Source organism: Lachnotalea glycerini (assembly GCF_003201285.1).
Lineage (GTDB): Bacteria > Bacillota > Clostridia > Lachnospirales > Lachnospiraceae > Lachnotalea > Lachnotalea glycerini.
Genome location: NZ_QICS01000003.1, coordinates 106,814 through 119,650, shown reverse-complemented (window position 1 = coordinate 119,650; position 12,837 = coordinate 106,814). Strand labels below are relative to the sequence as shown.

Below are 12,837 nucleotides of genomic sequence, written 5' to 3'. Positions count from 1 at the left end.
AACATATTGATTGAAGAGAAAGGATATGGCAGAAATAATAGCTGCTAATTGGATAAAGTATGAAGAAAATAGAAAATAAAGTGATGCTCATAACCTATTCCGACTCCATGGGGAGTAATCTGTCGGATTTAAAGCTGATATTGGATCGATATTTTCAAAAGGCAATTGGAGGAGTTCATCTATTGCCGTTTTTCCCGTCGTCAGGTGACAGAGGCTTTGCACCTATGGATTATCATACAGTAGAAAAAACCTTTGGCAGTTGGACGGATATTAAGCGATTAGCAGAAAACTATTATTTGATGTTTGATTATATGATTAATCATATATCAGCACAAAGTGAATACTATAAGGATTTTTTGCAAAATAAGGAGGCTTCCGTTTACAAGGATTTGTTTCTTCGCTTTAAGAATTTTTGGGAAGAGGGAGAGCCAACCAAAGAGCAGGTAGATGTTATTTACAAAAGAAAGCCAAGAGCGCCTTATGTGGAAGCTAAATTTGCAGATGGAACCAGTGAAAAAGTATGGTGTACCTTTGATGAGGAGCAGATAGATATCAATTGCAAGAGCGAGGCAGCTAAGGCTTTTATTCAGGATAATTTAACTTTTCTTTGTGAACATGGAGCAGCTTTGATTCGACTGGATGCTTTTGCCTATGCCACAAAGAAAGCAGGAACAAGCTGCTTTTTCATTGAACCGGAGGTATGGGAATTATTAAAGCAATGTCAGGATGTAATTGCTAAATATCAAGTTGAGCTGTTACCTGAAATACATGAGCATTATACGATGCAAAAAAGGATTGAGGAAAAAGGCTATTACGTTTACGATTTTGCTTTACCAATGCTTTTAATCAATGCCTTGTATTATGGAAAAACCAACTATTTAAAAAAATGGCTTACCATTTGTCCAAGAAAACAGTTTACAACGTTAGACACGCATGATGGAATCGGTGTGGTTGATGTAAAAGATTTACTGCCGCCGGAAGAAATAGAAAGAACCAAAGAAGATATTTTCAAATATGGGGCAAATGTAAAGAAAGTTTACAATACAGCCGCGTATCATAATCTGGATATTTATCAGGTTAATTGTTCCTATTACTCTGCTCTTGGAGATGATGACAAAGCTTATTTGCTTGCAAGAGCCGTACAGTTTTTTGCCCCAGGCATTCCGCAGGTATATTACGTAGGACTTTTAGCAGGCAGAAATGATCTAAAGCTTTTGGAAGCAACAAAGGTAGGAAGAAATATTAACCGACACTATTACACAGTGAACGAAATAGACAATGAGATGCAGCGTCCTGTAGTGCAGGAACTTGTACGTCTCATGGAATTTAGAAATACCCATAAGGCCTTTGATGGAGATTTTCTAATGATGGATTGTATGGAACACGAGCTTATCATAGAACGGAGCAATGGCAGGCACAAGGCAGTGCTGTACGCTGATTTTAAAACAAAAGTTACAAAAATTGCCTATACGGATGAAAAATATAATGAGAAATCAATGATACTTTAAGACGGGAAAGCGAATGCTTCCCATTCTCTGATTCGGGTATCAATCAGACTTAATAGTGCAAGCTATAAAAATTATGAAGTAGTGAAATAGAATAAAGGGAGACCAATAATATGAAAAAAAAATGGTGGCATAATCAGGTTGTATATCAAATATATCCAAGAAGCTTCATGGACAGCAATGGAGATGGTATCGGAGATATCCAAGGAATTATTAAAAAGCTTCCTTATTTGGAGGAGCTTGGAATTGGAGTAATCTGGCTAAGTCCTGTATTTGATTCACCAAACGATGATAATGGCTATGACATTAGTGACTACCGGGCAATCATGAAAGAATTTGGTACCATGGAGGATATGGAGGAGCTTCTTCATAAGGCAAAGCAAAGACAGATTAGCATAGTGCTTGACTTAGTTGCCAATCATACCTCTGATGAACATCAATGGTTTCTTGAGGCAAGAAAATCCAAAGATAACCCATATCGAGATTATTATATTTGGAAAGATGCAGTCAAAGGGCAAGAACCAAATGGACTAATATCTGCCTTTGGTGGAAGCGCGTGGGAATATGATGAGAGAACAAATCAATATTACTTACATTTATTCAGTAAAAAGCAGCCAGATCTTAACTGGACAAATAGCAAGGTTCGACAAGAGGTCTATGATTTAATGAACTTTTGGATAGAAAAGGGAATTGCTGGATTTCGAATGGATGTTATTGAATTGATTGGAAAAATTCCCGAAAAAGAGATTACAAGCAACGGACCTAAGCTTCATGAATATATTCAGGAAATGAATCAAAAAACTTTTGGAAGTAAAGATATGCTTACAGTTGGAGAATGCTGGGGCGCCGATACCAATATCGCAAAGCTTTACAGTGACCCTAATCGAAATGAACTCAGCATGATATTTCAATTTGAACATATAAATTTAGACCAGATACCTGGCAAGGAGAAATGGGATTTGGCGCCACTTAATTTCCTTGCACTAAAGCAGGTCATGAAAAAGTGGCAGACGGCTTTTAAACAAGACGGCTGGAACAGCTTATTCTGGAACAACCATGATTTGCCAAGAATTGTATCCAGATGGGGAAATGATAAGAAATACTGGCTTGAAAGTGCTAAAATGCTTGCCATTTTATTGCATGGTATGAAAGGAACACCTTATATCTATCAGGGAGAAGAAATCGGAATGACCAATATTCGCTTAAAGGACATTAAAGACTATCCTGATATCGAAGCACATGGTATGTATGAGTCTAGAATAAAACAGGGTTATACCAAGGAAGAAATAATGGATTCTATTTACATAAAGGGTAGAGATAATGCAAGAACGCCAATGCAGTGGTCAGCCGATAAAAATGCTGGATTTACCACAGGAATACCGTGGTTTGGTGTGAATCCTAACTATAAGATGATTCATGCAGACAGTCAAATAAAGGATAAAAGCTCCATTTTTCATACCTACAAAAAACTGATTTCGCTTCGAAAGGAGTATGAGGTGATTGTATACGGTGATTTTCAATTACTATTTGAGGAGGATGAAGATATCTTCGCCTATACAAGAACACTTGAGAAAAATAAAACGTTTGAAAAGCTTTTAGTGGTCTGCAATTTCCATGACAAAGAACGAACTGTCAATATGGAAGAATTAAAACAAAAAAAGCAATTGTTGATTTCAAATTATGAGTTAGTAAAAGAAGAACATCTGCTTCGTCCCTATGAAGCGAGAATGTATCTATTAGCATAAAGGGTCATGAAGTGCTAAGTGAATAAAAATAACACATTAACATGGATAAAGGAATGATTGAAATCATCGCCAATAATGATATAATATAGGCAGTATTTGAAGCAGAATTAAAAAAATCAAAGATAAGAATGCTTGCCAACTATATTTATGAAATAAACTTTTATGAAGTAATATCATGTGTACAAAATAGTAAAAGATAATAATGGATTGTGTGGAGGGTGTTGTTGTGGCAACTTTAAAGGATGTAGCAAAGGAAACCGGACTTGCTGTGAGCACTGTTTCAAGAGTACTCAACAGCAGAGGTTATATAAGCGAAGAAACACGTAATAATGTATTTAACGCAATGAAGAAATTAAATTATCAGCCTAATGAAATGGCCCGATCCTTATCAAAGCAGACCACCAATACGATAGGGGTTATTGTTCCACATATCAGGCATCCATATTTTGCAGAATTAATCAGCAATATCGAGTCGGCGGCAAATAACCGTAAATATAAGATATTACTTTTTAATTCCAAGGATAGAGATGAAAAAGAGATAGAAATCTTAGATATGTGCAACCAGAATCGCGTCGCAGGGATTATTCTTTGTAGCGGAACGGTTGCAATGAATAAATTTGATAAAATTAATGTACCTCTTATCACAATCGAGAGAAATCTGGAAAAGGGAACGGCTTGCGTAGAATGTGATAATTTAAAGGGTGGCCGTCTGGCTGCAAAACATCTGATTGAATTGGGCTGTAAAAATCTGGTACAAATCAGCGGAGTCTGCGGTAACTATATGCCGGCAGACAGCAGAGAGACAGGCTTTATTGAGGTGTGCGAGGAATATAAAATAGCACATCAGGAGCTGAAAACAAACGAAACACAGTATAACGTGGGCGAATATAAGGAACTAATAGAGGATGTATTGCTTAATAATAAGGGAGTAGATGGAATTTTTGCCAGTAGTGATTTGATTGCTGCTCAGATTCTACAGGTGTGTGCCAAATTAAAAATCAAGGTACCCCAGCAATTAAAGGTAGTGGGATTTGACGATGTATTGGTGGCTTCTCTTACCACTCCGACGATTACAACCATACATCAGCCAATCAAAGAGATGGCTCAGATGGCGATATCCTTGCTAATAGAGGCAAGCAACGGCAAGATTGTGCCAAGTAAAACAACGCTTCCGGTTAGTCTGATGAAAAGAGAAAGCACGTAATAAGAAGTAAGTTGATAGCGGTCAAGGGAACCAATAAGATCCTTTGCACCGCTATTTGCTTTGCAATCGCGCCTCGCGTGAGTGTCTGCTTGCATACACTCTGTTCCGATTAATGAATTAGTACTAATTTTTTATTTCAACTGGAGAATTTGTCAAAGTCACGCTATAATAGAAGCCAGAGGAGTGATTGAGATGATTCTTTTAAAGGCGAATGAGAAGTTGAAAGCAGTATTTCAAAAAATTATTAAAACAATGGGCGAAAATGTTCAATGGGATGGAATTTTTTTGATTAATAACAATGATTTAATTTTATTAGGAAAAGTGCGTTCTCTTTTTTTTAATTTTGACAATAAAAGAGCCTATAGCAATATCATTGATATAATAGTAAATGAGGACGACGTCCTTTTAATTACAGAAAATGAATTATTGGAAAATACTTTAAATATGACTTTGTATACTTTTGGTAAGTGGGGAGGAATCAAAGGTTTAAGAGTTGAAAAGGATTATGACCAGTTAAATAAGTTATTACAATATATTTTGCAGGACATACATATTGAAGCGGCTCTTACAAGAGATAACCTTCGTTTCTACCGAAATAACGTTTTGTTTACTTACGAGGATGTCATTCAAATTATCTTGGAGCCAAACAAGACAGATGAGGATAAAGAGGAAGAAAAACAGGAAGAAGAGCTAATAAAGCAGGAGGAAGAAAGCAATTACAGCCTTGGCTTATGGCACAAGATGGTATGGAAAAGCAGCAGACTTTCTTTTGATAAAGAGGATATAACAGAGGAAGATAAGGTAAAATCTCGCTTGGGTAATGATTTTTATATGGTAAATTACAAGTGTCCTTTTTGTACAGAAAAGCTTTATATGGTCGTTTTTCCTATAGAAAAAGAGTTCCGAATCGAGACGGATGAGGGAGGTGTGTATTTGGCTAGGGCATACACCTGTAGAGAATGCCATAGCTTTTTCACGCCAAAGCCGCAAAAGTTGATTAGTGAACAAGAGGTTTACCAACTAATATTAGAGGAGGATTCCATAGCCTATGATGACTATTTAGAGCTGTTAGGAAAGCAGGGGAGGAAAACTTCTAATTGTAATTTCAATGAATATGAAGAAGATTATAAGAACAAGAAAAATAAGCCTATGAATACAAATGATGCTTCTGAATTAGAAGAATTGTGTGATGATATAGATTCTATGTCACAGGAGGAATTAGACGAATTAATCAATAAAGTAGAAGCAGGTTTTTATCCAGAAGAAGAAGTAACAAAGTATTATAGTCCGATTGAATCAAGGCTGAAAGAGAAAGCGTTACCTAGCGAAAGCAATACAAATAGTAAAAACAATAAAAAAGACAATCTTAATTCAGAAAATAAAAAAGAAAAGTCCGAACATAAGAAAGTGAATATAAAATCAAATAAAAATAGTTCAGCGAATGAATCAGTATTGGAAAAAGGCTCAAGTCTAAAAAAGGAAATAAGACGGGGTGATGACTTTGACAGGACATATTCTGAACAGGAAATCACTGCAAAGAATAGAGAAAGAGAAAAAAGGAATCAGGATAAATCAGTTAATCAAGAGAAAAAGACAGGCACTACCTCTGCTCTCGTAAATTTAAAGGATTTAGTTTCTTCACTGCTTAGAGGCGAGAATCAAAAGTTTGACGAAACGATTGAAAAACTTTCCACAGGACAGTTAAGCGAGCTGAAAGCTCTGATTCAGTCTGAGACAAAATTGGAGGAGGAGGAAAAAAGGGGCAGGCTGCATACCATAGATAGGTATTTATATAAGGAAAATGAAAAGAGAGTATTGGAAAAGGCAGTTGCGAGTAAAGATAAAAACTATAACCAGATTTTATCTGTTATAGAGGAGGTCAAGAGTGAAAAACTAGCAGACAGCATAAAAGAATCGGTGTTGAACTCATTAAGGCAATTATTGGAAAAGGCGGCTAAAAAAGAGCTTGCGCAGTTAATTTCACAAGTACCAGAGCATGTTAGTAAGAGACAGTATGAACAGTTTCAGGATCGGCTAGAAGCCTATAAAGAGGTTGATTTGCGTACGTTTAAAAGACTTTTGGAGGATAAATGGGAGGATGCTCAAAAGCAAGAAATTGCGGCATTTATGAAGCGTGAAAATCCAAGAAACAGAAAAGCGTATTTAGATGTCAGCCAAAAGCTAAAGGAACAAGGCTTTGAGGAACAAAATGTAGCTCCTGTTTTTGAAAAGCTTCATCAAAAAGTGTACGATATGGATGTGGCAGCATTGAAAAGAATCTGCAATGAACCGGCTGACCTTACATTCGAAGAAGGAATCAAAGCCTATGAAGAAATCTTACTGGGAGAATATTTGCCGGAGCTTAAGGAAGATATTTTAGGACAGCTTGATAAGAGGCTTACCAAATTAAAAAGTGATGAATGCGAACAGCTAGTCAGTAAACTATCTAAAGAACTGATTGAACTCATTCAAGATGAGTCAAGAATCTATTTTTATCAGGCAAGGAAAATGATGAGGGGCAATCCATCAGATGATGTTTCTATTATCATTCATAATGCTCTTAAGACCTATGCTGCTGGCAGAGAGAAATATGAATATCCTATTGTAATCTGTGATACTTCATATGCCAGAAATGGTGAGAGCGGCTTTATACTTACTCCTAATCATATATATTATAAAGCACTGATGAGTGGTGGTGTGATTGATGTGATGAATGTAGAACAGATTTATGCACGTACAGGTCTGATTGGCAAAGGCATTTACGTCAATCATAAAGGTTCTAAAACGAAGATTTCTAATGCATTACATTCCAAGCAGTTAAAGGAAATTGCCAAAGTTTTAGATGCATTTTTATCATATCTTCAAGAAAAGCCTGAATCCAGAAACATATCTTACCTTGCTAAGGAGGTACATCCGGTAAAATGTTGTTACCGTTGTGGCTATGTATATAAAGAGGGCAGTGTATGCCCCAAATGTGGAAGTAAAATGAATGGATAAAAAGAATAAAAAAGCAGACAAATTTGAGCACAAAATGACAGGATAATTATTTCTACATTCTTTATACTGTAAAAAAGGGGATGAAGACATTGGCAGGTTCCGAGTTAGCTCACATTGAATTCATATCTAAAAAGTGATATGATGACATAAGTATTGATACGAGGCAGGAGGTATTTATGTCGGTTAAAATTTTTACTATGACACATAAAAGGTTTGATGTGCCAAGGGATGAAACTTATGTTCCCCTTCAGGTGGGAAGGGCGTTAACAGAGGATTTGGGGTATCTTTCAGATAATACGGGAGAGAATATATCAGTTCTGAATTGCTACTATAGTGAGCTCACAGGAGTATACTGGGTATGGAAGAATGTCAGGGATGCGGATTTTGTTGGAATCTGTCATTACCGTCGATATTTGATTAACCAAAGTGGTCAAATTTTACGAGAAAAAGAGTTTCTTACTATTTTAAAGGATTATGATATCATCACATCTAAGAAACTTCAATATGATTATACCTATTATGATGGATATGCAGATGCTCACAATATCAAGGATTTAATAGAAACAGGAAGAGTTATACAAGAAAAATATCCAGAGTATTATCCGAATTTTGAACGACTGGTGCATTCTAATGGATCCTACTTTGGAAATATTATGGTGGCATCCAAAAAGCTCTTTGATGAATATGCTTCATGGCTTTTTGATATCTTTGAAGAGGTACAGAAACGAATCGATATTGATTCCTATGACAATTACCATAAGAGGGTTTTTGGCTTTATCTCAGAGTTTTTGCTAATGGTATGGGTAGATACCAGAAAATTAAAGGCATATGAGTGTATGGTAGGCATGTCGGCGGAAAAGTATGAGACAAAAGAAATGAAAGAGAAGCTTTCTGTTTATTTTAAGAATAAGGATATTCAAGGAGCAAAGGAATATTTCATGCAGTGCTATGAAAAAAGACCGGATGTATTGCTGGAAGCCTCAGACACGACAGGAGAGCTAAAGCTATCCATGCAGGTAATTTCAACTTGTGAAAATGAGGCAATGAATCAGGTAAGCGGTGTATTGGATCAGACAAATGAGTTTACAAAATTAATGCAGTTTTTTAGAAATCTTAACAGTATTGTAAAAAGATATATGCTCGGGCAAAACACAGATACTGACTTGCTTTTTCTACAAAAAGAACGTGTATCCTATATTGCTGTCAGTATAGCAGTTATGCTGTTTTGTGATACAAAGGAAAATTCTGTTTCAACTCTGCTTCGTATTGCCAAAGACATGGAAAAGAGTAAGGAATATGTGACTGCGGTTTTATTATTAAAACGTTGTCTGGAATATGATTCAGATAATAAAATGGTCAGTGAAAGATTAGAACTGCTTAAAGATTTTATATAAGGAATCATATTTTTCGTAAAGGCTTTCAAAGGTGTTATTTACCTTGGAAGCTTTTTTCTTTCATAGGAAAAACCTTGTTGTGGTAACGTATAAAAGTATTGAATTCTATGAAATAAAAACACAATGCGCACGAATGCAAGTGGAAAAGTACCTGCACCCCTAATGAATAAAGCTCATTTTTCATTCATATATTAATTTGAAATAGATAAATTGGAGGATATATGAAAGACAAATATGTAGTTGTTTTAAGTGATATACATATGGGAACTAATTCTCCTACTGTTTGGTATTGTAAGGAAATACACGAAAAATATCTGCTTGCCATTCTAAATGACATTATAAATTGCGCTGATCAAATTGAGGAAGTAATATTGCTTGGGGATATTTTTGAATTTTGGGCATATCCGCCAGATGCTTTACCGCCTACCATAAATGATATTATTGAGGCGAATCCTAATGTGTTAGGACCATATGGGAAGCTCGTACAAGCGCTTAGTGCGCTGAAAGGTAGAATGACATATATATCTGGAGATCACGATATGAATGTAACACAAGCAGAACTTAATAAAATACGAAGTAATGATGGATATACGATAAAATTTCATTATGGCGCCTATTTTCCCTATTATGATTCAGGAATTAAATTTATTCATGGACATGAATTTACAATATTAAATGCTCCCTATTTTGCAAGCAGAATAGCTCCTATTCCGATTGGTCATTTTGTATGCAGGGCATTTGCTTATAAAGTTCAATCAATTCTCAAAAAAACACAGGAAGAGTCTATTTGTATGCTAGAGGATTATAGTGCTTGTAATTATAATGATTTTCTTCCGTTACTTCCCTTTTATTATGAGCATTTTTCAAAGGATACGAATGTAATCAGTAATTTTGTAGATGCATTAATAGATGCAACAGGCATTCCTGGTGACATGCCAATTTTGGTAAATCCCTTTTATTCAGCTACCTTGTATGATGTGAAAACAATTTATCAAAGTCAGGAGCTAGTAAGCGAAAAGCTTGAATTAAAAGACATCATAGATGACTTTAACAAAAAAAATTTTTCCGAAAAAATAATGAATCATTGCGTGGAAAGAGAAGTGGATACTGTAGTCATGGGTCATACTCATTCTCCATCGATATTCAAAAATGATGAAATTATGTATGTTACTACGGGATGCATGTGTCCAAGTGTATCGAAAATGCAAACCAATCCAATTACATATGGTTTGTATAACCTTTCTGAAAGAAAATTTGAATTGATAAAGGCAATTGGTGAATCTAGAGTAACGATTATTCCCTATGAAAAAAAGAATGAGGATGATAATCAGGCTGCATGCAATATTAAAACAGAAGAAACTAGTAAATATCCAAGTAAAATATTTACATTTGGCTGGTCTGTCTTTGACACTTCTCAAGAATTTTGGGAGGAGATGCAGATGGGTGTTCTTAATAAGGCCAAGGAGCTTGGTATTAATATAATTGTTCACGATGAGAAGAGGAATACAATCGAAATGATCACAGGCAGTATTGATTTGATCAGTCAAGGAATTAATGCCTTGATTATTGCACCCTTTAATCCGGAGCTTCTTCCGGTTATTACTGCAAATGCAGAAAAGTATAATATTCCTGTTGTAGCAATTGATACGGGAACAGGAGGAGCTAACGTAGTTGCTTTTATTGTTTCGGATAACTTTGGGGGAGGAATTTTAGCAGGTGAATATGCCTTGAATTTAATAAAATCACATGGAATAGAAAGCAAAAACTTTGCCATTATTAAGGTACAAAAAACGGCAAAGTATTCTTTACTTAGAGGAGAAGGCTTTAAAAGCGTTTTGCTGGCTCAAGGTTTTTATCTTGTAACAGAAGTCACCGCAAACAGTGAAGAATCAGAGGCGTATGTTGAAATGCAGAAAATACTGATTTCTTATGGAAATGATCTTGCAGTTGTTTTTTGTGAAAATGGAACAATGGCAATTGGCGCTTCACGTGCGATTAATGAAGCAGGAAAAAAGAACATTATTATGCTAATCGGTTTTGATGCAGGGCCGCGTGTAATTGATGCAATTAAGGCAGGGGATTTACAAGGAACTATTGCACAACAGCCATATAGAATGGGGCAGATAGGAGTAGAGATAGCAAATACCTATTTACTGGGTAATCCAATTACGTTTGATGATTGGAGAGAAAAGATAATTCTAATGGAAGTTTTCTTGGTAGATGAGACAGGTACGGTTCAAAATAATGTCACGTAAAAGCTGCCAAAAATTGCATGGGTTAGGGGGAGAAAGGATTGGATGAATTTTGTGCAAACCGCATCATAAGTGAAGATTATGGAGATCTAATATTTGAAAATGAGCAAATTCCGGATAGTATTAAGTCAATTCAGGATTTTTGCTACGAAAATATAAACAATATTTATTCAGTTGCATATTTACCATTGTCACTGTTACCTAATAATTTAATTCAACAATATTCATATAGTATCTATCCAAGTTGTTTTGGTCTGATGGATATTGGCAGTTTGGATGAATCAGGTGTTACTAGAATACAAAGCAGTCCGTATATGAAATTAACAGGGCAGGGAGTATTAGTTGGTATTATTGATACCGGCATAGATTACTTGCATCAAGCCTTTAAAAATTCGGATGGTACCACAAAAATCATTACTATTTGGGATCAAACCATAATTAATACTAATTTAGTACCAGAGGGTTTTTATTATGGATCAGAATATACGCAGGATCAGATTAATCTTGCGCTTGACAGTGCAAATCCTTTGTCTATTGTTCCTAGTACTGACGAGAATGGACATGGAACAGCGCTGGCGGGAATGGCAGCAGGAACCAGAAATGAAGGTGAGAAATTTTCCGGAGTTGCTCAGGATGCAAAGCTTGTAATTGTTAAATTAAAAACTGCAAAGCAATATTTAAAAGAGTTCTTCTTTATCCCCTCTGATGCTATCTGTTATCAGGAGAATGATATCATGCAAGGGATTAAATATCTGGTAAATATATCAAGAAAATTAGCACGCCCGATTTCAATTTGTATCGGACTTGGTACCTCTCAGGGAGCACATAACTCTCAGTCACCTTTAAGCACTTATCTTACCTCTATTTCAACACAAAGGGGGATTGGTATTTCTATAGCAGCAGGAAATGAAGGAAACAGAGCACATCATTATTCTGGAACCGTAGATCCTACAATCGGCTATGATACGGTAGAGCTTAAGGTTGGACCTGACAATAAGGGATTCGCTATGGAAATATGGGGACAAAGTCCGAATATTTTCTCTATTGACCTGCTTTCACCAACGGGACAGTATATTCCACGTATTCCGGCAAGACTAAAGGAAACTAGAGAATTAAATTTTATTTTTGAAAACACCAGAGTGTTTGTCGATTATGAATTAGTAGAGGAACAATCAGGAGGAGAAATTATACTGGTACGCTTTCAAAATCCAATGGAAGGAATTTGGCGCTTTCGTGTCTATTCCACAATTAATATTGAACCTAACTTTCATATATGGCTGCCCATTACTAATTTTTTAACAGAAGGGACACGATTTGTAAAACCGGATCCTTATTATACACTTACTTCGCCAGGCAATGCAATTATCCCTATTGTAACAGCGGCATATGATTACAGAAACAGGGGATTATATATTTTTTCAAGCAGAGGCTATACGATTTCAAATGTTGTAAACCCAACTTTGGCAGCAGCAGGCGTAAATATGACAGTACCATCAATTAATAATACATATACGAGTTATACCGGTACCAGCATATCTGCAGCTTTTACGGCCGGAGTCGTTGCTATGCTTTTGGAATGGGGAGTAGTAAAAGGAAATCAGTCGCAGCTTGATACCTTACAAATTAAAAACTTTCTGATTCGTGGAGCTCGAAGGGATTCTAATATGGTGTATCCGAACAGGGAATGGGGATATGGAATTTTGGATGTTTACAATGCGTTTAGTACCTTGATTGGTTGAT

At 36.0% G+C, this 12,837-nt stretch carries 7 protein-coding genes; all 7 read left to right on the top strand.

Going from position 1 to position 12,837, the window contains the following annotated elements; all coding sequences use genetic code 11:
* The first annotated feature begins 59 nt into the window (after positions 1–59).
* The gene (gene gtfA, locus C8E03_RS07940) at positions 60–1,508 is read left to right on the top strand and encodes a sucrose phosphorylase (RefSeq protein WP_110290740.1); all 1,449 of its coding nucleotides are present in this window, start codon (positions 60–62) and stop codon (positions 1,506–1,508) included.
* Positions 1,509–1,618: 110 nt separating this feature from the next.
* The gene (locus C8E03_RS07935) at positions 1,619–3,250 is read left to right on the top strand and encodes a glycoside hydrolase family 13 protein (protein WP_110290739.1); all 1,632 of its coding nucleotides are present in this window, start codon (positions 1,619–1,621) and stop codon (positions 3,248–3,250) included.
* Positions 3,251–3,476: 226 nt separating this feature from the next.
* Positions 3,477–4,454 carry a LacI family DNA-binding transcriptional regulator gene (locus C8E03_RS07930; protein ID WP_110290738.1) on the top strand — a complete coding sequence of 326 codons (978 nt, stop codon included), beginning with the start codon at positions 3,477–3,479 and terminating at the stop codon, positions 4,452–4,454.
* 192 nt (positions 4,455–4,646) lie between these two features.
* Complete coding sequence (locus C8E03_RS07925; RefSeq protein WP_110290737.1) at positions 4,647–7,451, top strand: hypothetical protein; 2,805 nt, start codon at positions 4,647–4,649, stop codon at positions 7,449–7,451.
* A gap of 176 nt (positions 7,452–7,627) precedes the next feature.
* On the top strand, positions 7,628–8,845 hold the full coding sequence (locus C8E03_RS07920) for a DUF4422 domain-containing protein (RefSeq protein WP_094377617.1): 1,218 nt from the start codon (positions 7,628–7,630) through the stop codon (positions 8,843–8,845).
* A gap of 221 nt (positions 8,846–9,066) precedes the next feature.
* Positions 9,067–11,100, top strand: coding sequence for a substrate-binding domain-containing protein (locus C8E03_RS07915; protein ID WP_094377618.1), 2,034 nt, complete (start codon positions 9,067–9,069; stop codon positions 11,098–11,100).
* A 38-nt stretch (positions 11,101–11,138) separates the two neighbouring features.
* Entirely contained in the window at positions 11,139–12,836 is a 1,698-nt protein-coding gene (locus C8E03_RS07910) for a S8 family peptidase (protein ID WP_094377619.1), read from the top strand.
* Position 12,837: the final 1 nt, after the last annotated feature.